The sequence below is a fragment of the Bacillus sp. 3G2 genome (assembly GCF_044324725.1).
Classification (GTDB): domain Bacteria; phylum Bacillota; class Bacilli; order Bacillales; family Bacillaceae_G; genus Bacillus_A; species Bacillus_A mobilis.
Window position 1 is genome coordinate 1,547,880 of record NZ_CP172246.1, and the last position, 20,739, is coordinate 1,568,618.

The window sequence follows — 20,739 nt, forward strand, 5'->3', positions numbered from 1 at the left end:
AGGAGGAAGTGGTATGGATAGTTTCCAATTATCAATGATTCAAAAAGCTATTCACCGTACGTATGACGAGCTCGGAAAAGAAGTGGATAGTCAAGGTGTGATTGTAGATGAAATACAAAAAGCACAAGAAGAATATTTGTCAGCTCTTTCGCATGAAACAGCGATTGATAAACGGTATTTAAAGTCATTAATATAGAAGAAAATTTTCCTTTTTCGAAAGGAAAATTTTTTTTCGTGTATTTCTATGTATGGCAACAGGGGAAAGTGGCTGCACACATATGAGTAGCAGTTGCTATATCTTTTTATAGAAAAACTTTTTGGTTGGAGGCTAAGGATGTTTACTGAGAAGAGATTACCATTTGAAGTAGGGAAACAAGATAATTTTTATGATAAGTTGAATGAGTGGATTGGAGATGTGTTTTACGACATCCTTCCGGAAAAAGGTTTTGAAGAGCGTGATGAACAAATTTTTATGGCGTTTCAATTAGAACGTGCTTTCCAAGAAAAGAAAGTAATGTTCGCAGAAGCGGGTGTAGGAACAGGGAAAACAATTGTATATCTTCTATATGCAATTTGCTATGCGCGTTATACTGGAAAACCAGCTATTATCGCTTGTGCTGATGAAACGTTAATTGAGCAGCTTGTGAAAGAAGAAGGGGACATTGCTAAGTTATCTGAAGCATTAGGACTATCTGTTGATGTTAGACTTGCGAAATCAATGGATAATTATTTATGCTTACGTAAACTTGAAGATGTTATGAGTGGACGAGCTCCAGAAGTAATTGAAGATGTATACTACGAATTACCGCAGTTTGTATTTGATCATGGTACGATGCAAAACTTTACTCACTACGGTGACAGAAAAGAATTTCCTCTTTTAAATGATGAGGAATGGTCAAAAGTAAATTGGGATTACTTCCAAGATTGTTTCACTTGTGATTCTCGTCATCGTTGTGGTCAAACTCTTTCTCGTGAACATTATCGTAAAGCAGCAGATTTAATTATTTGTTCTCAAGATTTCTATATGGATCATATTTGGACGTATGATGCACGTAAACGTGAAGGGCAAATTCCGTTATTACCAGAAAGTAGCTGCGTTGTATTCGATGAAGGACATCTTGTAGAATATGCAGCTCAAAAAGCTTTAACGTATCGTTTAAAGCAAACGATGATGGAGCAACTTTTAACAAGATTGTTGCAAAACGATATTCGTGAAGAGTTTGCGCATTTAGTAGAAGAAACAATTTGGCAAACAGAGCGATTCTTTGATGTGTTACAAGAAAATAAAAAAGAAATTGCCGGTTCTGATCGTTTAGAAATTACTGTGACAGAAAAAGTAACTGCTGAAGCGAAGCGACTTTATGCGAAAATTGGTGAAGTCGGTGATGCATTAGTATTTGAAAGTGAAATGCATACAGTAAACACGTATGACTTAAATATCGTTGATGAACATTTAGATGTATTAGAACATTCACTTCGTCTGTTCATGCACGAGAAAAATGTAATTACATGGGGTGAAGAAGGTGATGGAGCCTTCACGTTAGTGATTATGCCACGTGCAGTTGAAGAAGTATTACAAGAGAAAGTATTCTCGAAGAAAATCCCGTATATTTTCTCTTCTGCTACATTATCTAATAACGATTCATTCGCATTTACAGCAAATAGCTTAGGAGTAAAAGATTACTTGTCATTCTCGGTTGCTTCACCGTTTGATTATGAGGAGCAAATGGCAGTAAACTTACTATCCCATACGAAAGAAAATGAATGGGAAAGAAAGTGTCAATATACACTTGAAAATATACAGAAAACAAATGGACGTACACTTGTATTATTCCGTACAACACAAGAACTTGCAGCGTTTAAAGAATATGTAAGTAAAGAACAAATGTCCGTTCCGTTCCTATATGAAGGGGATCAAGAAATTAGTCAGCTCGTTTCTCGTTTCCAAAATGAAGAAGAGACTGTACTTTGTGCCGTTCATTTATGGGAAGGTTTAGATATTCCTGGTTCATCATTATCACATGTTATCATTTGGTCATTACCATTCCCTCCAAACGATCCTGTGTTTGAAGCGAAGCGTAAACATGTAAATGATCCATTCTGGGATGTAGATGTACCATATATGATTTTACGTCTTCGTCAAGGGATTGGACGTTTAATTCGTACGAGCGACGATAAAGGTGCTATATCAATCTTCTTATCTGATACAGAAGATGAGAAAGTGATAGAAGCGGTGAAAAACGTACTACCAGTAGAAGGTAAAGAATTATAAGGAGAAAGCTTGGCGCTTGCCAAGCTTTTTTTCTATTATAAAAGGAATTTAGATTTCCATGTCGAATTAAGTTTGAGGTAGAAAAGGGAGGTTTTATACGATGACAGTAGCTACATATGAAGTAGAAAAACAATTTTTAACATATGTGAAGAAGATACAAAATTATGGAGAAGCATTAAGCTTAATGTTTTGGGATTTAAGAACAGGTGCGCCTAAAAAAGGTGTAGACCAGCGTTCAGAAGTAATTGGTATGCTTTCATCAGAAGTATTTGTAATGTCGACTTCAGATGAGATGGGGAACTATTTAACAGAACTTGAAGCTTTAATACGTGAAGATAAACTTTCTGAAACGACGAAGAAAATGGTTGAAGAATGTCGTAAAGAATATGATAGAAATAAAAAAATTCCACAAGCAGAATATGAAGCGTATGTGAAATTAGAAGCAAAAGCGGAAAGTGTGTGGGAAGAGGCTCGCGAAAAATCTGATTTCGAAATGTTCCGTCCGTATTTAGAACAAATAGTTGAATATAAAAAGAAATTCATTACATATTGGGGTTACGAAACATATAAATATAATACATTATTAGATATGTATGAGCCAGGTATTACAGTAGAAGTGTTAGATCATGTATTTGGTCAGCTTCGTGAGCGTATCGTTCCGCTCGTAAAAGAAATATCGGAGTCACAAAAGAGACTAAAGACAAGTGCTTTATCAGAACATTTTTCAAAAGAAAAACAAAAAAACTTTACATTAGAGCTATTAAAGCAATTAAATTATGACTTTGAAGCAGGTCGTCTTGATGAAACGGTACATCCATTCGAGATTACATTAAATAGAGGGGATGTTCGTATTACGACACGCTATGACGAAAAAGACTTCCGTATGGCTGTGTTTGGAACAATTCATGAATGTGGTCATGCTGTATATGAGCAGAATATTGCAGAGAAATTTGAAGGTACACCGCTATGTAGTGGAACATCTATGGGTATTCATGAGTCACAATCATTATTCTTTGAGAACTTTATCGGTCGTAATAAATCATTCTGGAAGAAAAATTATGATTTATTAAAAGAGTATAGCGATGGCCAATTCAATGATATATCAGTAGACGAGTTTTATGATGCAATTAACGAATCGAAGCCATCATTCATTCGTATAGAAGCAGATGAGCTTACGTATCCGCTTCACGTTATGGTTCGTTATGAACTTGAGAAAGAATTATTTGATGGTACATTACAAGTGAAAGATTTGCCAGCGGCTTGGAATGATAAGATGGAAGCATATTTAGGAATTCGTCCGGAAAACAATGCACAAGGTGTATTGCAAGATGTTCACTGGGCTGGTGGTTCATTTGGATACTTCCCATCTTATGCGCTTGGTTATATGTATGCAGCGCAATTTAAGCAAAGAATGTTAAAAGACATTCCGAACTTTGATGCATTATTAGAAGAAGGAAACGTAACGCCAATTCGTGAATGGTTAACAGAAAATATTCACCAATACGGAAAAACGAAAAAGCCACTTGAAATTTTAAAAGATGTGACAGGTGAAGGGTTAAATGCAAACTACTTAGCGGATTATTTAGAAGCGAAGTATAAAGAAATTTATGAGTTATAAAAAAGAGCTGCTTAATTGCAGCTCTTTTTTAAAAGGGGATAGAAGAATGATTTATACATTTACAGTAATGACGCAAGAAGAAGCAGAAGAAATTGCATATAATTGGCATTATGAAGGGAAATATTCTTTTTACGATATAGAGGCAGATGAAGGAGATTTAGCTGAGTTTTTAGCGGAAGACAGTAGAGGAGATCATACATTTTCTGTGAAGGAAAATGGCGCTTTAATTGGTTTTTTTACTGTTTGTAAAATAAATGATGGAGCGGTTGATATAGGTCTTGGAATGAAACCTGATATAACTGGAAATGGATTAGGATTACAGTTCATAAACGCTGGACTAGCTTTTAGTAAAGAACAATATAGTTGTAATTATATAACGTTATCAGTAGCGACATTTAATGAGAGAGCGATTACAGTGTATAAAAGAGCAGGATTTAAAGCGGTTGGTACGTTTGTCCAGAAGACGAATGGAAGTTGTTTTGAGTTTTTGAGAATGAGTTATATATGTAAAAATAACTAAAAAACAGAGGGGATTTTCAGTTTTTTATTTTACTTTAAAAATATATGATACATATTTTTGTACGTGTTGTAATTGGGAGTTTTGAAATTTTGACAGAGGATGTGTATGATTGAACTTTAGTAGCAAATAGTAGTTTAGCAAGGAGAGGTAGCGTGGTTACAATTAAAACGAAAAATGAAATAGATTTGATGCACGAATCTGGGAAATTACTAGCTTCATGTCATAGGGAAATTGCGAAAATGATGAAACCAGGTATTACGACCAAAGAAATTGATATGTTTGTTGAAGCATATTTAGAAAAGCATGGTGCAACATCTCAGCAGAAAGGTTACAACGGGTATCCATATGCGATATGTGCAGCTGTAAACGATGAAATGTGTCATGGGTTTCCGGCCGATAGTCCTTTAATTGAGGGCGATATTGTAACAATTGATATGGTAGTAAACTTAAATGGTGGTCTTTCAGATTCTGCTTGGACGTATAGAGTTGGAAAAGTTTCTGATGAAGCGGAAAGGTTATTAGTAGTAGCTGAGAATGCTTTGTATAAAGGGATTGACCAGGCAGTAATCGGTAATCATGTAGGGGACATTGGCTATGCAATTGAAAGTTATGTAGCAAATGAAGGCTTTTCTGTTGCAAGAGACTTTACAGGACACGGGATCGGTAAAGAGATTCATGAAGAACCAGCAATTTTTCATTTTGGTAAACAAGGACAAGGACCTGAGCTACAAGAAGGAATGGTAATTACAATTGAGCCCATTGTAAATGTAGGTATGCGCTATTCTAAAGTAGATTTAAATGGATGGACTGCAAGAACGATGGATAGTAAATTATCAGCTCAATATGAGCATACAATTGCGATTACGAAAGATGGTCCAATCATTTTAACGAAGCTTTAATAAGAAATGTAAGAGTTTGCAAAACTCGAACGAAAATATTGTTTTTATAAAATTTGTACGTGTTTTTTTAATAAATGCTTTCCAAAAATTAAAAAGTGCGTTATAATCCTTCTATAAAATAAATAGTTAGCTACACTCATATAATCGCGGGGATATGGCCTGCAAGTTTCTACCGAAGTACCGTAAATACTTTGACTATGAGTGAGGACGAATATATTTGCTTGTTTAGCATTCTTTTTTTGCGAAACTCCAAAAGCGCGTCTCTCACTTGTAACGAGTGGTGGCGGCTTTTGGAGTTTTTTATTGCATAAGAGGGGGAACAAACATGAAAGTATTACAAGAAAAGATTTTGAACGAAGGAAAGGTTTTATCTGGTGACGTATTAAAGGTAGATGCATTTTTAAATCATCAAATTGACCCAGTACTTATGCAAGAGATCGGAAAAGAATTTGCTAAACGTTTTAAAGAAGAGAATATTACAAAAATCGTGACGATTGAATCTTCAGGCATTGCACCAGCAGTTATGGCTGCATTAGAGCTTGGTGTAAAAGTAATCTTTGCAAGAAAACGTAAATCGTTAACGTTACAAGATAATATGTACGTTGCAAACGTATACTCATTTACGAAACAAGAAACGAATGAAATTTCATTATCTCGAAATCATATCGATGAAACTGATCGTGTTTTAATTATCGATGATTTTTTAGCAAATGGTCAGGCTGCTTTAGGTTTAATGAGTTTAGTAGAGCAAGCAGGAGCAAGTATTGCAGGTATTGGTATTGTTATTGAAAAAGCATTTCAAGATGGAGGAAAGAAGCTGCGTGAACAAGGAGTTCGTGTTGAGTCACTAGCAGAAATTGCATCACTTGATAACAACGCAGTTACATTTGTACAGCATGAAACTGCGGAGGTGAAATAAGCGATGAAGCAACATCCATTTAAAATCGCATCGCTTGGTATGCAGCATATGCTTGCTATGTATGCTGGCGCAATTATCGTTCCGCTTATTGTTGGCGGTGGACTTGGTTTAAATCAAAAAGAGTTAACATATTTAGTCTCAATTGATTTATTAATGTGCGGCGTAGCGACAATTTTACAAGCATTATCAAATCGCTTTTTCGGTATTGGACTTCCAGTTGTACTTGGTTGTACATTTACAGCGGTTGGGCCGATGATTGCAATCGGAAAACAATACGGTGTGTCTTCTATTTATGGAGCAATTATTGCTGCCGGGTTATTCGTTGTTATTTTTGCGAAATTATTTGGAAAGCTTGTAAAACTGTTTCCACCAGTTGTAACAGGATCTGTCGTTACCGTAATTGGAGTTACACTTGTTCCAGCAGCAATTAATGATATGGCTGGAGGAGTAGGAAGCAAGGATTTCGGTAGTCTTGAAAATTTAGCATTAGCATTTGGTGTGTTACTATTTATCATCATTATGTATCGTTTCTTTGACGGATTTATCCGTTCGATCTCTATTTTACTAGGTCTATTGTTTGGCACAATCGTTGCAGCATTTATGGGGAAAGTAAGTTTGCAAGCGGTTGGAGAGGCTGATTGGTTCCATGGTATTCAGCCATTTTACTTCGGTACACCAACATTTGAATTGACGCCAATTATTACGATGATCTTAGTTGCTTGCGTAGGGATTGTAGAAGCAACAGGTGTTTACTTTGCATTATCTGATATTTGCAATAAAAAGATCGGTGAAAAAGAATTAACAAAAGGCTATCGCGCAGAAGGATTAGCGATGGTATTAGGTGGTATTTTCAACGCGTTCCCATATACAACATACTCTCAAAACGTAGGACTTGTTCAATTAACTGGAGTAAGAAATCGCGTTATTATTTATACTTGTGGTGGTATGTTAATCGTTCTTGGCTTCATTCCAAAAATCGCAGCTATTACAACTATTATCCCGAAATCAGTACTTGGTGGTGCGATGTTAGCAATGTTCGGTATGGTAATGGCATATGGTATTAAAATGTTAAGTAGTGTTGATTTTGGAAGACAAGAAAATTTATTAATCGTTGCATGCTCTGTCGGAATTGGACTTGGAGTTACAGTTGTTCCTACATTATTCTCGCAACTTCCAGAAAGTATTCGTATTTTAACAGATAACGGAATTGTACTTGGAAGTGCGTCAGCAGTACTTTTAAATATCGTATTTAATATGGTGCCGCAGCGTAAAGTGAAAGTAAAAGAAGAGCCAGTGTCGATGCAAAGTGCAGTAAGAGAAGCGTAAAAAAAGCAAGGTCTCGTTATGAGACCTTGCTTTTCTTTTTAAGTGGCATCATTTTCCCGTAAGTACCAAGACGCCAAATGTACTCAAGTGGCCCGTATTGATAACGTGACAGCCACCAGCGGCTAATAAAGATTTGCAACGTATAGAAACCGATGCAGAATAGTGGTCCTACCCATAATGGAGCAAGATAATCATTTTTGAACAATAGTCCGAATACAAGTAACGTTACAATTGTATGTGAGATGTAATTTGTTAACGCCATTCGACCAACGTATTGGAATGGACGTAATAATGTTTGCCATTTTTCTTTTTGTAATAAACGCATAAGCGTGACAATGTAGAATATGAATAATGTTTTTCCACTTATCATCGTAATACCCATAAGTGAAAATGGTGTGTATGGTTGATTGTTCATAAAGAAATAAATCATAATAAACCACATCGGTAATGTTAAAATGAACATAATGATTTGCCATTTTCTAAGCTTTGGATCTAATTCTTTAGCACGGCGGAAAATGTCTTTTTTACCAGCATATAATCCTAGTAAAAACAATCCTAGTGTTTCAGGGAGCATAATAAGGCTGTTACTTATTGCTTCAGAATAGAAAGAATGGAATCTGTCTGTAATTTGTAAGCTCCAATTTTCTAACGGCATAATTGCGGTGGAAAGACCTAGTTCATCTATCGGCACTAATAGCATGAGAAGAGAACCTAATAATGTGAACAATTGCATGAAACTTAATAGTACAATTGACCATATTAAAATAGTACGTGGTTTGCTCTTATAAAATAAAAATAAGAAAAATCCAGCGATTGCATAACTATGTAAAATGTCTCCGTCCCATAAAAGAACGTAATGTAAGAAACCAAATAATAATAAAATAAGTAAGCGACGAACAAATAAAGTTTTTGGACGATCGGTTTTCGCTTCAGCACGAGTCATAAAAATGTAAAAGCCTAGGCCAAATAAAAACGAAAAGATAGTATAAAACTTTGTTTGAATAAACATATCGTAAAATAGGCGGATGTAGCTGTCTATCCCTTCGTAAATTCCTGTAATATCACGTGAGTCAACTCCGGCAATAACCGGCCAATTAACAAGAAAAATACCTAGTACAGCTATTCCTCTAATAATATCGATGGAGTGTATCCTCTCGCCTTGTGTAATATTTTGTGTCATTATTTTCCTCCTTGTTAAGTAATTCCCTTTTATTATACAAAATGTAAGATGGAGGGTATAGGGTAGATTTCCATTTTTTTTAACTATTAAGTTATGTAAGATGAGATATAATAAGAGTGCACAACAAGTTTTAACCTTCTTCAAAACAGGCAGTGAAGCTCCTTCTTATAAGGGGCTTTCTTTATGAAAAGTGTTGATAATGATTCTCTTTAATGATAAAATGTATTTAAAAGTGATAATCATTATCAAAAAAAGGTTGGTGCATGAGTATGGTATATGCATTAGTAGCAGGTACAGTCGCTGTATATGCAGTTATTGCAAAGTATGTTTTAAATGGAGTAGGAACAGCAAAATGAGTGATATGACATAAAATCCCTTTCATTTGTAAAAAGAATGAAAGGGATTTTTTATTTTTAATGAGAATATGCTGAAAATTTAGTATGATAGTAAAGTGAAACTGTAATCAATGAGAGGATGTATGTCCCGTTGATTATGAGCTCGCCAATAGCGAGGAAAAGTATATACATCTTGGATAAAGGGGAACAAGGGGATGACAAACATAGTACAGACAAACGGTATGAAAAAACTTGTTTGTTTTTATGAAGAGTGGCAAAAACACGGCGATGCAGAGAATAGTTTAAAGTTGTTTGAGGTGATTCAAAAATATAAGCAAGAGCAGCTTATGATTGCGTTCTGCGGTCACTTCTCTGCAGGGAAATCAACGATGATGAATCATCTATATAAAGCACAGTTGTTACCGACAAGTCCAATTCCGACAAGCGCCAACGTTGTCAAAATTGAAAAAGGGATGGATCGTGTTGTTGTAACGGTTAAATCTGGAGAACAGTACGAGTATGACGGTGCATATTCAGCTGAAGAATTAAAACAAATTTGTAAAGACGGTGATGAGGTAATTGGTGTTCACATTTATCGGAATGATGCGCCAATTCCTGAGGGTGTTATGTTAGTTGATACACCAGGGATTGATTCAACAGATGATGCCCACCAACTAGCGACAGAATCAACGCTGCATCTAGCAGACGTAATTTTTTATATGATGGATTATAATCACGTCCAATCGGAAGTGAATTTACAATTTGTTAAAGAATTGAAACAACGTAATAAAACGGTTTATCTCGTTGTAAATCAAATAGATAAACATAAAGAAAATGAATTATCGTTTGAGGATTATAAAGATAGTGTAAAACAATCGTTCTCTAACTGGGATATTGAAGTAGATGGAGTGTATTATACTTCATTACGAATGATGAACCATGCACATAATGAAATTGGAAGCTTAGAAACATTAATTACTTCTATTATGAAAGAAAAAGAGCAGTATGTAAGAGATGGAATGGAGCGAGAAACAGAATATTTAATGGGGGAACATTTCTCGTTTATTCTTTCTGAAAATGAAAAAGCTCTTTTGAAATATGAGGAAGAGTTAGCATCACCGCTTTCCATTTTAGATATAGTGGAAAAGAAAGAAGAGCTAACGGAAACTAAATATCGCGAAGCTAGTAAAGAATCGCATGTGAGAAACGAATTTATAAAAGGCTTACAAGCTATATTAGATAACGCGTATTTAATGCCATTTGAAATGAGAGAATTGGCAAATGCGTATTTAGAAACAAAATTAACTAAGTTTAAGGTCGGTTTGCTATTTGCGAAAGGAAAGACGGAGCAAGAAAAACAGAGACGTTTAGATGCTTTTTATTCTGCCTTACAAAAGATTGTTGAAACGCAACTTGATTTCCATGTGAAAGAATTTATTGTTACCTTCTTAAAAGAAGAAGGATTGTTTACAGAGGAAATTGGGAAAGACATATATGCTTTAGAAATAGCTTTCGGACCAGAAATGTTGGCTGAAGTCATTAAACAAGGAGCAGGTTTCACAGGTGATTACTTACTTCTTTATACAGCGGATGTAGCGAATGAACTGAAGAAACGTTATTTTACAAAAGCACAGCAAATTTTTGATAAAAGTGCAGTTGTTTTAAAGCGAAAAGTGAAGGAAGAAGTTACTCGTATTGAAGAAGAGATAGAAAAATATACGATGTTGCAAACGGCAAAAGAAACGAAATTACAATACAGTAACAATTTGGAGACATATGAAAGTTATTTGCAAAATGTTTGGCACGAGCGTATTGCTACACCAGAAGGATTGCAAATAGAGGAAATATTGCAAAGTAAAACACAAATCGTTAGTGAGAAATTCACACTACAAGAACAGGAAAGCGTAAACAGTAACGTAATGGCCCGTGAGGAAGAGATAAAAGGAACGGCAGCTTTAAATATTCAGCGTATATTAGAGAAAGTGAAGAAAGCTGAAACGATATTAGAGCCATTGCCAGCGCTGAAACACGTACAGCAAGAGGTAATAGAAAAAAGGCGTCGTGTGGAAACGAAACAATTTACAGTAGCGTTATTCGGAGCTTTTAGTGCTGGGAAATCATCATTTGCCAATGCATTGCTTGGTGAGAAGGTACTTCCTGTGTCACCAAATCCGACGACGGCAACGATCAATCAAATTTTGCCAGTTACAGAGGAAAAACCACACGGAACAGTAATCGTTCAATTTAAATCAAAGCAAGCTCTATTAGAAGATATGAAAGCTGTTTATAAGCTGTTTCATTATGAGATTACTACGTTAGATGAAGCGTTAGCACAAATTGATAAAGTTATGAAATATCCTTCACCAACTGGGAAGCAAAAAACAACATTTAGCTTTTTACGAGCGGTACAAAAAGGGTATGATACGGTTTCTGCTCATTTAGGAGAGCAAGTACAAGTTACATTAGAAGAGTTTTCTGATTATGTAGCGAATGAAGAAAAATCATGTTTTGTTGAGTACATGGAGCTGTATTATGATTGTGCTTTAACAAGGCAAGGAGTAGCGCTTGTAGACACACCTGGAGCGGATTCTATTAACGCCCGCCATACGGACGTTGCGTTCCAGTATATTAAAAACGCGGATGCTATTTTATTTGTAACGTATTATAATCATGTGTTCTCTCGTGCCGACCGTGAATTCTTAATCCAGCTTGGTCGTGTAAAGGATACGTTTGCTCTTGATAAAATGTTCTTCTTAATTAATGCGGCCGATTTAGCAGAGTCTGAAGAAGAACTTGAAATGGTAAAAGGGTATATCGCAGACCAGCTACTGCAATACGGTATTAGAAATCCACGTTTATTCGCAATTTCAAGTTTATGTGCGCTTGAAGAGAAGCAAGGAAAGAATATTGAAAAAGAAAAGTACGGTATATTACAAAACTCTGGGATTGCGAAGTTCGAGGAATCATTTACATCCTTTATGATGAGAGATTTAATGCTCGTATCTGTTCATGCTTTATATGGTGCATTGCAAGGAGCAGATCAGCTTTTAGTAAATATGATAAATGGTGCAAAGCAGGGGAATGAAGAGAAAGAGAAGCAAACGAAAAAATATGAAGCAGAGCGTGATCAACTACTTCATATTATTTCATCATATAGTGTGCTTGCTGAAGAGCAGGCGATGCAAAATGAAGTGAAAGAATTGCTGTATTACGTGCAACAGCGTCTATTCCTACGCTATAACGATGTGTTTACTGAATTTATTAATCCAGCATCGCTGCGAACGGATGGAAATGTGAAAGTGCAGTTGCAACAGTGCGTTATGGAATTAGTAGCATTTATTCAGCATGATTTATTACAAGAAATGCGTGCGACATCATTACGCCTTGAAAAATGGATAGATGAAGCGATGAAACGTGCAAAGAATGAAATTGTGGTGAACTGTAAAGTAGAAAATGAATCAATTTCTATGAGTGGAACAGTGGATTATGAATATAAAGATATTACACATAAAGAACCGTTCCCTTCAGTTGAAATAAAAGATTTCAAAAAAGCATTGGCACATTTTAAAAATGAAAAAAGCTTTTTTGAAAAAAATGATAAAGCTTTCATGCAAGAAGAGGCTAAAGTTGTATTAGAGCCTTTCGTATCAAACTATGTAGCTGATGAAAAAGATTTATTTGTTCATCATTATGAGCAAGAATGGGATATGAAATGGAACTTATTCCAAAAAGTGATGCAGCAAGATGTGATGAACTACTATGAAAGTATATTATTTGCATTGGCTGAAACGATTGATGTATCACTATATGAACAAAGTAAAGAACAATTGCGAAAGAAGTTAGTGGAGATTGAAAAAGAAATTTATGTGATCTAGTCGTTATGAGAAAAAGATTCGTTCAATTTTCTTTTGCAGTACTGTATCTAAAGATTTGACGAACCCAGCAAATTCATCGGTAGAAATCATATGAGTAAGAACGAGTCGTCTGCCGTCTGGTGTTTCACCGCATAAGACGAATGAAGAAAATTCATAAGTTTTGTTTTCTACTACTAATTTTGGATAGGAATACGAGTCGCTTTTCTTCTTCTTTCCATCAATAGAGATGACGTTGCACTTTTTCTCATTGTTGTCCATGGTGAATCCCTCCTTTCTATTACTTATGGTAGACAAGGAGGGATTAGAACAATAGAGAAAGGGGAATTTTTTATGAGTGTAGTAATAGAGTGTATTGCGAAAGAAGCTATACCGAAACCTTTATTATTGCTTGCTGATCCAAGTGAGGGGCAAATTGATGCATATGTACAAAGAGGCTTAACATATGTAGCTAAGCAAGAGGAGCGTGTTATCGGTGTATATGTTCTTTTGGAAACAAGGCCGAAGACGATGGAGATTATGAATATTGCGGTTGTAGAGCATTTGCAAGGAAAAGGTATTGGGAAGAAGCTAATAAGTCATGCCATAGAAACTGCTAAAGGATATGGTATGTCAAAACTTGAAGTTGGTACAGGCAATTCTAGTGTTTCACAACTTGCTTTATATCAAAAATGTGGATTTCGTATTTTTTCTATTGATTTTGATTACTTTTCGAAGCATTATGAAGAAGAGATTATTGAAAATGGGATTGTATGCCGTGATATGATTCGGCTTGCAATGGAATTGAATCAGAACGTATAACTTATTTAGGGGGAAGAGAAGATGGAAGTACATAAAGCAATTACAGCACATTCTCGTAAACAAAATGAAAGTGTAAAAGCATGTTTGCAATTAGATGCGCAGCGTGAAGCAGCTATTGAAGCAGCCGTATCTCTTGCGTCAAATGGGAAAGAATTTTCGGTTGATGTCATTAATGTTGTAACAAAGCAAATTAATGATCTTGCAAAAAATGGTGTTACCTTGCAGCGTAAATATGTTACAGAAGAAATGGTTATGGAGTATGTAAGTCGTTTGCAAGAGAAAGAAGGTCGTTAAAGATGATAGTTACAGTCGAATGGTTACGTGAGCATATAGAAGATGAGAATGTCCGTATAATCGATTGTCGTTTTGATTTAGCGAATCCTAATTGGGGTAGAGAAAAGTATGAGGAAGAACATATTCTTCATGCGTTATATTTTGATTTAAATTTAGATTTATCAAGTCCTGTAACAGAACATGGTGGTCGCCATCCATTGCCGAATATTGAGGCGTTTGCAGACAAGCTTTCGCAAGCTGGTATTGATGAACATACGACAGTAATTGCATATGATAGTCAAGCAGGTGCAAATGCTTCTCGTCTCTGGTGGTTATTAAACTATGTAGGACATGAGAAAGTATATATATTAGATGGCGGATTTCCAGCTTGGAAAGAGAATGGACTACCGATAACAACGGAAATTCCTGTTGCGAAACGAAAAGCATTCAAAGCAAATGTACAAGAGCATATGCTTGTAACGATGGAAACGGTGAGAGAGAATATTCATGCAGGTGCAAATGTTACGTTAATTGATTCTAGAGAACCAAAACGGTATGCTGGTGTAGAGGAACTTGTGGATCCAAAAGCGGGACATATTCCAACAGCAGTAAACTATTTTTGGAAGGATGGAATTGTCCAATCAGGACAATTTAAGAATGAAGCTCAGCAACAAGAACGATTCCGAAATCTTTCGAAAGATAAGGAAACAATTGTATATTGTGGTTCTGGTGTTACAGCATGTCCAAATATTCTTGCATTGAAATTAGCAGGATTCCCAAATGTTAAATTGTATGCAGGTAGCTGGAGTGATTGGATTTCTTACCCAGAAAATCAAATTGCAAAAGAAGAAGATTAATCACTTGCATGCAAAAATAATTTGTATTAAAATAAGGTCACAAGCAAGAAATTGCTCGAAAAACTTTGTATTTTACACATTGGAAACAATGTGATAATATAACGACAAGTAAATAATACATCCTGCGGTGTACGTAACTTATTTATGTCTAAAACCGATGTTAGTTATACGGAAGCTCAATATTTAGCGACCATCATCAAGCCTTCCTAGGGGAGGAAGATGTACGGTAACTGTGAGGGCATCCACCTGCGAGTAGCGGGTTTTTGGACATTTACGAGGAGCGGCACGTGCGGGGGTCTTATTTCAACTAACATTATATAAAATTCCTACGGTGTACGTAGCTTATGTATGTCTTAAACCAATAAGTTTAATATGGAAGTTCAATATTTAAATGTAGCTAACATGCCATCTTTTTAAGAAGGAAGTTACAAACATTTGTGAGAGCATCCACCTGTGAGAGCAGGTTTATGGACATCTAGAGAGAACGGCATATGTGGGGCTAAATAAAAACCTTACGTTTTATACGTAAGGTTTTTTTGTTGCATACATATATTTATGTTATCCCGCTTTAATGGGCAGTAAGACCCTCACCTCAAAATTCAGCGAAAGCAAAGAAGTTAAGTGGGGGGCGGGCTGCCCATAAAAGTCCGATTGGTGAGGGCTGATTAAAGTTTCACTTTAACTCGATTCACCTGTGAAGTTTCCATAATAAATATAGCACTTTCTGTCTTCATCAATCTCTCTTGAATCTAAAGTGAACTCCATATGCATGCCGTCGCGCTTAATATATATAATATCTGAATGAAGAGATGGTAAAATTTCTTCATAGTTCCATACATCTTTACTTTCAATCAAGTTTGAACTCGTATCCTTTAGCTCTCTAATTTCAAAACCGATGTGGAAGTAAGTAGGATCTGAAGGGTCGTTAGAAAAGGTTTCTTGTTGAATATATATAACTGCTGTTCCGTCTGGATCTACTGAAGTTGCAGTAACAACATATGTATTTTTATCTTTTATAAAATATTCACAAGTCATGCGTGCGATGATTTCAGAATTAGAAATATTTGCGTAGTTCCATAAAGCAGGATACCCTTTCGTTTCATCATTAAGTCGATATTCTAAGTGCATTTTATCCCTCTTCTTCCTTTTTCTTCTACTTTATCATGCCATCCTATATAATAGAAATAGAATTTAAAAAGGGGAGTGCGAAGGTGACAAAAACGAAATGGCTAGTAGGTGGTGTCGTAACGTCTTTAATGACTGGCACCTTATTTGGCTGCGCACAAGATCTTCCCTCAAAACCGAATGATACTAGTTGTTCAGATTGGGATTGGGATGATGAACTTGGGGTATGGCAGTGTGATGATAGTAGTTCAAGTTATCGTGGGCATTATTTCTATGGTGGGAGATACTATCAAAATAAATCCGCTTTTAAAAATTCATCGGCGTTTAAGTCGTATCAATCATCTGCGGAATTTAAAGGTGGAATTGGAAGTGGTTCAAAGGGTGGATTTGGGGGCTAACATATGTCGCAATACATAAGTGAACGAAAAGAGTTTTATTCGAAATATCCGAATTTCTGGTCGGATTTATATGAATGTGAGTATAGTTTGTTTCATGTTTTCTCTATAACAAATGAGACTATGAAACAATTACAAGTAGCAACTGAACGAATGGGGAAAATATTTTTTAAGACTGCTAGGCTTTTGCGTAATTTAAGTGACGAACAGCTTTTTGAACTTGGTTTTCCTCCTGCGAGCTTAACGTTCATTAGAATGAAGGGATTATATCCTGAATCTGTTATTTCACGATTTGATTTTGTTTTAACTGATGATAACCAAATTAAAATGCTTGAGTTTAATAGTGATACGCCAACTTTTATTATGGAATGCTTTCATATGAATGGAAAAGTTTGCGAAAAACTAGGCTACGATAATCCAAACTTGGATCAAGAACGATTGCTATCTTCTGGTGTTACAAAAGCCGTTATGGAAGCGACAAAGGGAATAGATAACCCAAATGTTGTTTTTACAGCACATCATGAACATATTGAGGATTGGAATACGACTATGTATTTGAGTCAGTTATGCCATGTTGAAAATAAAGTAGTGCCAATGTCAGAACTTAGAATTACAAAAGTTGCTTTAGTGGATAGTGATGGAGTAAAGATTAATGTTTTATATCGTCAAACATATCCGATAGAAGATTTAATTGAGGATCAAGATCCTTATACAGGAGACTTGGTAGGTGTGGAACTGTTGCAACTTGTAAAAGCCGGAAAGCTTTTTATAATAAATCCTTTGTCAGCATTTTTACTTCAGCCCAAATCAATTCAGTGTCTAATTTGGGGATTAGCAGAAGAAGAGGCCTTTTATACAAATGAGGAACAGCAGTGGATTAAAGAATATATGTTACCTACATATTTAGAACGAGATGTATTTGTAGGAAAAGGTTCTTTCGTTCAAAAACCTTCATTTGGTAGGGAAGGGGACACAATTACCGTTCGAGATAAGGACGAAAATATTATGATGCAAAATGCACACCAAACGTATAAAGCGTCACTGCCGATATTTCAAAAATATATAGAACTTCCAGTCGTATCCTTGGAAACAGAAAAAGGGATGGAGCAACTGTCGTATGTGTTTGGTTCGTTTTTAATTGCTGGAAAAGCGAGTAGTATCGGTATTCGCGCCGGGGAAAAAATTACGGGGAATGAATCGTATTATTTACCGGTAGGGATAAAAAGGAGGAAAGTATATGATTAATTTTTTGTTATATTTAGCAGTAACACTGGGACTTTTATGCATTGGTCTTTTCCTGATGGAAGTGACAACGAAAGTAAAAGAATTTAAGTTAATGGCTCAAGGAAATAAGGCGGTAAGCTATGTACTTGGAGGACGATTACTTGGGTTAGCTATTGTTTTATATTCGACAGCAGCTAATTCCATTTCACTTCTTGATATGGTTTCGTGGGGAGCAGTTGGTATTTTGGCTCAAATTATTGTTTATTATTTAGCTGAATGGCTTACACCACGCTTTAATATAAACAAAAGTCTTGAAGAAGATAATCAAGCAGTCGGTCTGTTTCTTATGTTTTTATCACTTTCCATTGGGATTGTAATTGCAGGTTGTATAACTTATTAAAAACTTTACGTTCAAACGTAAAGTTTTTTATTTTTATATATGTTAGTTTGCCATACCTTTTGAAAAAATTGTAGGCTACTGTTGACATCTATTTTAAATAAGAGTAACATTTTCTATGTAATAAAAAATAAGTCTCTGTTAGGTGAGGCTCCTGTATAGAGAAATGCTACTGCCCAAAAATGTCGAGAGACGCCAATGGGTCAACAGGAATGATCGAATTAAGGTTTTTCTTAACGTAGCTGGTAATGTACCTATGCTATACAGTGCTAAAACTCGGCGAGGGAGAGGTCCGTAGATTTCTAATTGTATTAGGAATCGTTTATTTGTGTATGTCATGACCTTTACTCTTTTCGGAGTAAGGGTCTTTTTGTTACAAAGCTATGAGTAATTTCATAGTATAAACTATAAAATTAAACGAGGAGGTGAGGAGCATGTCAAATTCTGACTCGGTTCCGTTACCCATATACTTCAAATCAAAAATATATGATGTAGGCAGGAAACGACTTGTTCCTCCCTCTATATTTATCATAATGTAGCGTTTATATGCATGTTTAAGCGCTAGACACTGTTAAGGTAAAGTGGATAAATTGAGAAACAAAGCGTTTCTTCCTATGTTGTACAGGAGGAGACGATAATATGTTATATGCAAACAAAACTGTGGGTAACACGTCATATAAATTAAGTAAAAAATCAATGAAAGAACAAACAATGCTTCAAAAAAATAAAGATTTATTAATTGAAATCGCAACAAGAGATGTAAAATCTGTATTTGCATATTTTAAAACAACACGAGACGGATTATCTATGAAAGAGGCACAAAAACGTATTCAAGTATACGGCCGAAATGAATTAACTTCAAAAAGAGCGCGTATTGCGGAAGTAATGATGAAGCTAAGTGGAATGATTCCAGGTTTTTCAAAACAACATGTGCGTGATGGATCACAATGTGAGAAAATTACCGTGTCTCGAGTAGAATGTTCTAGTGTAACAGGGTTAAACGGTGAATTGAAAATGATGAATTTGCCAGTACAAGAGCTTGTTCCTGGTGATATGATTTTTCTTTCAGAAGGTGATATAGTGCCAGCGGATGTACGTATCATTTACGCGAATGATTTATTAGTAAATGAATCTGTGCTAACAGGAAAAGATACAAATATTGAGAAATTTGAAAGCTGCTATCACCTTGAGCGCAAAAGATTTATTCCTTTAAAACGAATGAAAGACTATAATCCACTTGAACTTGAAAACGTATGTTTCAAAGGGACGTATATTGTTGGCGGAAATGCAAAGGCTGTAGTTGTTTCGACTGGGAAAAATACGTATTCAGGAATTCTTCATACTTGTTGTAGTAGAATGTCTTAATGTGTAAATGATGCTAAATATACAAAAACAATGTATAATAGACAAAGTTGAAAAAACGTAGAATGGTAATCTATTTATATAACCTTACGTGATGACGTGGGGTTATTATTTTTTGTAGTAGGAGAGGGATTATGAAAAAAGTATTATTAGTTGATGGTATGGCACTACTATTTCGTGCTTTTTACGCAACAAGTGTCTACGGACAATTTATGAAACGACAAGATGGTACCCCTACAAACGGGATTCATGGTTATATGAAACATTTATTAACAGCTATGCAAGCAATTGAACCGACACATATCGTAACATGCTGGGATATGGGTAGTACGACATTTAGAACAGAATCGTTCTCAAATTATAAAGCGAATCGTGCAGCGCCACCTGAAGAATTAATTCCGCAATTTGATTTAGTACAAGAAATGACTGCGAAATTGTCTATTCCAGTTATCGGTATGAAAGGGTATGAAGCGGATGATTGTATCGGTACGCTTGCAAAACAATACTGCAATGAAGCAGAAGTATATATTTTAACAGGCGATACGGATTTACTTCAGCTCGTTGATAAGAATGTTACAGTTATGCTCTTGCGCAAAGGTATCGGAAATTACGAATATTATACACCAGAGAAAATCATGGAAGAAAAAGGTGTGGAGCCTTGGCAAATCGTGCATGCGAAAGCGTTCATGGGAGATACGAGTGATAATTACCCAGGTGTAAAAGGTATCGGCGAAAAGACAGCGTATAAACTGATTCAAGAGCACGGAACAGTAGCAACTGTACTAGAAAATGTAGCATCATTAACGAAAGCACAGCGTACAAAGATTGAAAGTGATTTAGAGAACTTAAATATTTCATTACAATTGGCACAAATTCATTGTGAAGTTCCAATTTTATGTTCATTAGAAGAAGGATTACACACAATGGATGAAGAAAAGCTTAGATTCGTTTGTGAAGAAATGAATTGGGGAAGACCTGAAATATTAATCAATATGCTATAAATACTAGAAAGACCGATTATAAGTAAAATGAATCGGTCTTTCTTTTTTTTGCGTGTTCACAAAGTTGTCAGAAAATAAACGGAATTTTCATATGAAGTTCAAATAGAATTCACAACAATCAATTATTATAAGGGCAACCAGATAATACTTTATCTTTTATATAAACCATCCCCCAAGGAGGAAAATGAAAATGAGAAAAAAAGTGAGAAAATCTTTTAAACAATTATTAATTGAAAATAAACAATCACTATTAAATAATAAAGAAAATATGAAAGAAATTGAAGAAAGAATTGAGAAACGACATGTAGCATATAGAGTTGCTAGTAATTGAGTATGATAATTTTGCATATGAAAAAAGCTTGT

The 20,739-nt window shown here is 35.5% G+C and carries 20 protein-coding genes, 2 other RNA genes and 2 riboswitches; of the genes, 19 read left to right on the top strand and 3 right to left on the bottom strand.

The features are described 5' to 3' along the window. Positions 1–13: 13 nt before the first annotated feature. From ACHZK0_RS07985 to pbuX, 7 genes are all read left to right on the top strand, one after another. Positions 14–196, top strand: a complete 183-nt coding sequence (locus ACHZK0_RS07985) for a DUF3921 domain-containing protein (RefSeq protein WP_000376898.1) — start codon at positions 14–16, stop codon at positions 194–196. A gap of 138 nt (positions 197–334) precedes the next feature. Then, positions 335–2,272, top strand: coding sequence for an ATP-dependent DNA helicase (locus tag ACHZK0_RS07990; RefSeq protein ID WP_000493698.1), 1,938 nt, complete (start codon positions 335–337; stop codon positions 2,270–2,272). A 100-nt stretch (positions 2,273–2,372) separates the two neighbouring features. Further along, the gene (gene ypwA, locus ACHZK0_RS07995; RefSeq protein ID WP_270606210.1) at positions 2,373–3,890 is read left to right on the top strand and encodes a carboxypeptidase; all 1,518 of its coding nucleotides are present in this window, start codon (positions 2,373–2,375) and stop codon (positions 3,888–3,890) included. Positions 3,891–3,936: 46 nt separating this feature from the next. Further along, a complete protein-coding gene (locus ACHZK0_RS08000) occupies positions 3,937–4,410 on the top strand; it encodes a GNAT family N-acetyltransferase (protein ID WP_270606211.1) in 474 nt (157 codons plus the stop codon). 152 nt (positions 4,411–4,562) lie between these two features. Continuing rightward, positions 4,563–5,309, top strand: coding sequence for a type I methionyl aminopeptidase (locus ACHZK0_RS08005; RefSeq protein WP_270606212.1), 747 nt, complete (start codon positions 4,563–4,565; stop codon positions 5,307–5,309). 116 nt (positions 5,310–5,425) lie between these two features. Beyond that, a riboswitch (purine riboswitch) is annotated at positions 5,426–5,527 on the top strand. Between the two features lie 107 nt (positions 5,528–5,634). Next, a complete protein-coding gene (locus ACHZK0_RS08010) occupies positions 5,635–6,228 on the top strand; it encodes a xanthine phosphoribosyltransferase (RefSeq protein ID WP_262740689.1) in 594 nt (197 codons plus the stop codon). Between the two features lie 3 nt (positions 6,229–6,231). Beyond that, positions 6,232–7,554 (top strand): xanthine permease PbuX, encoded by a 1,323-nt coding sequence (pbuX, locus tag ACHZK0_RS08015; protein ID WP_000809227.1) that lies wholly within the window; start codon positions 6,232–6,234, stop codon positions 7,552–7,554. 16 nt (positions 7,555–7,570) lie between these two features. On the opposite strand, the gene ACHZK0_RS08020 is transcribed toward pbuX, so the two are convergent. After that, positions 7,571–8,734: a DUF418 domain-containing protein gene (locus ACHZK0_RS08020; RefSeq protein WP_270343463.1), complete on the bottom strand. Its 1,164-nt coding sequence runs from the start codon at positions 8,732–8,734 to the stop codon at positions 7,571–7,573. A gap of 550 nt (positions 8,735–9,284) precedes the next feature. Between ACHZK0_RS08020 and ACHZK0_RS08025 the strand changes: the two genes are divergently transcribed. Next, a complete protein-coding gene (locus tag ACHZK0_RS08025) occupies positions 9,285–12,944 on the top strand; it encodes a dynamin family protein (RefSeq protein ID WP_262740687.1) in 3,660 nt (1,219 codons plus the stop codon). Between the two features lie 3 nt (positions 12,945–12,947). Here the strand turns inward: ACHZK0_RS08025 and ACHZK0_RS08030 are convergent, their stop codons facing one another. After that, a complete protein-coding gene (locus ACHZK0_RS08030) occupies positions 12,948–13,202 on the bottom strand; it encodes a DUF3931 domain-containing protein (RefSeq protein WP_000369735.1) in 255 nt (84 codons plus the stop codon). A 72-nt stretch (positions 13,203–13,274) separates the two neighbouring features. Between ACHZK0_RS08030 and ACHZK0_RS08035 the strand changes: the two genes are divergently transcribed. The 5 genes from ACHZK0_RS08035 (at position 13,275) to ssrS (ACHZK0_RS08055) (ending at position 15,376) form a co-directional block, all read left to right on the top strand. After that, the gene (locus tag ACHZK0_RS08035) at positions 13,275–13,742 is read left to right on the top strand and encodes a GNAT family N-acetyltransferase (protein ID WP_262740686.1); all 468 of its coding nucleotides are present in this window, start codon (positions 13,275–13,277) and stop codon (positions 13,740–13,742) included. A gap of 21 nt (positions 13,743–13,763) precedes the next feature. Next, positions 13,764–14,036 (top strand): YpbS family protein, encoded by a 273-nt coding sequence (locus ACHZK0_RS08040; RefSeq protein ID WP_000451820.1) that lies wholly within the window; start codon positions 13,764–13,766, stop codon positions 14,034–14,036. A gap of 2 nt (positions 14,037–14,038) precedes the next feature. Then, positions 14,039–14,872, top strand: coding sequence for a sulfurtransferase (locus tag ACHZK0_RS08045; RefSeq protein WP_270343454.1), 834 nt, complete (start codon positions 14,039–14,041; stop codon positions 14,870–14,872). A gap of 116 nt (positions 14,873–14,988) precedes the next feature. Continuing rightward, a non-coding RNA gene (gene ssrS / locus ACHZK0_RS08050) (6S RNA) lies at positions 14,989–15,171 on the top strand. Positions 15,172–15,192: 21 nt separating this feature from the next. Further along, positions 15,193–15,376, top strand: a non-coding RNA gene (gene ssrS, locus ACHZK0_RS08055) — 6S RNA. A 174-nt stretch (positions 15,377–15,550) separates the two neighbouring features. Here ssrS (ACHZK0_RS08055) and ACHZK0_RS08060 read toward each other — a convergent pair. After that, on the bottom strand, positions 15,551–16,000 hold the full coding sequence (locus tag ACHZK0_RS08060; RefSeq protein ID WP_262740684.1) for a hypothetical protein: 450 nt from the start codon (positions 15,998–16,000) through the stop codon (positions 15,551–15,553). Between the two features lie 83 nt (positions 16,001–16,083). On the opposite strand from ACHZK0_RS08060, the gene ACHZK0_RS08065 reads away from it, so the two are divergent. The 6 genes from ACHZK0_RS08065 (at position 16,084) to ACHZK0_RS08090 (ending at position 20,707) form a co-directional block, all read left to right on the top strand. Beyond that, entirely contained in the window at positions 16,084–16,395 is a 312-nt protein-coding gene (locus tag ACHZK0_RS08065; protein WP_270606217.1) for a hypothetical protein, read from the top strand. A 3-nt stretch (positions 16,396–16,398) separates the two neighbouring features. Continuing rightward, positions 16,399–17,637 (top strand): glutathionylspermidine synthase family protein, encoded by a 1,239-nt coding sequence (locus ACHZK0_RS08070; RefSeq protein WP_395761400.1) that lies wholly within the window; start codon positions 16,399–16,401, stop codon positions 17,635–17,637. Continuing rightward, the gene (locus ACHZK0_RS08075) at positions 17,630–18,016 is read left to right on the top strand and encodes a DUF350 domain-containing protein (RefSeq protein ID WP_000606861.1); all 387 of its coding nucleotides are present in this window, start codon (positions 17,630–17,632) and stop codon (positions 18,014–18,016) included. The genes ACHZK0_RS08070 and ACHZK0_RS08075 overlap by 8 nt, the downstream gene beginning before the upstream one ends. A 127-nt stretch (positions 18,017–18,143) precedes the next feature. Next, a riboswitch (M-box (ykoK) riboswitch) is annotated at positions 18,144–18,307 on the top strand. Positions 18,308–18,652: 345 nt separating this feature from the next. Next, positions 18,653–19,378: a cation-transporting P-type ATPase gene (locus ACHZK0_RS08080; RefSeq protein WP_063263214.1), complete on the top strand. Its 726-nt coding sequence runs from the start codon at positions 18,653–18,655 to the stop codon at positions 19,376–19,378. 131 nt (positions 19,379–19,509) lie between these two features. Next, positions 19,510–20,376 (top strand): 5'-3' exonuclease, encoded by an 867-nt coding sequence (locus ACHZK0_RS08085; protein ID WP_262740682.1) that lies wholly within the window; start codon positions 19,510–19,512, stop codon positions 20,374–20,376. Positions 20,377–20,566: 190 nt separating this feature from the next. Next, complete coding sequence (locus ACHZK0_RS08090; RefSeq protein ID WP_001228045.1) at positions 20,567–20,707, top strand: FbpB family small basic protein; 141 nt, start codon at positions 20,567–20,569, stop codon at positions 20,705–20,707. The last annotated feature ends 32 nt before the right edge of the window (positions 20,708–20,739 follow it).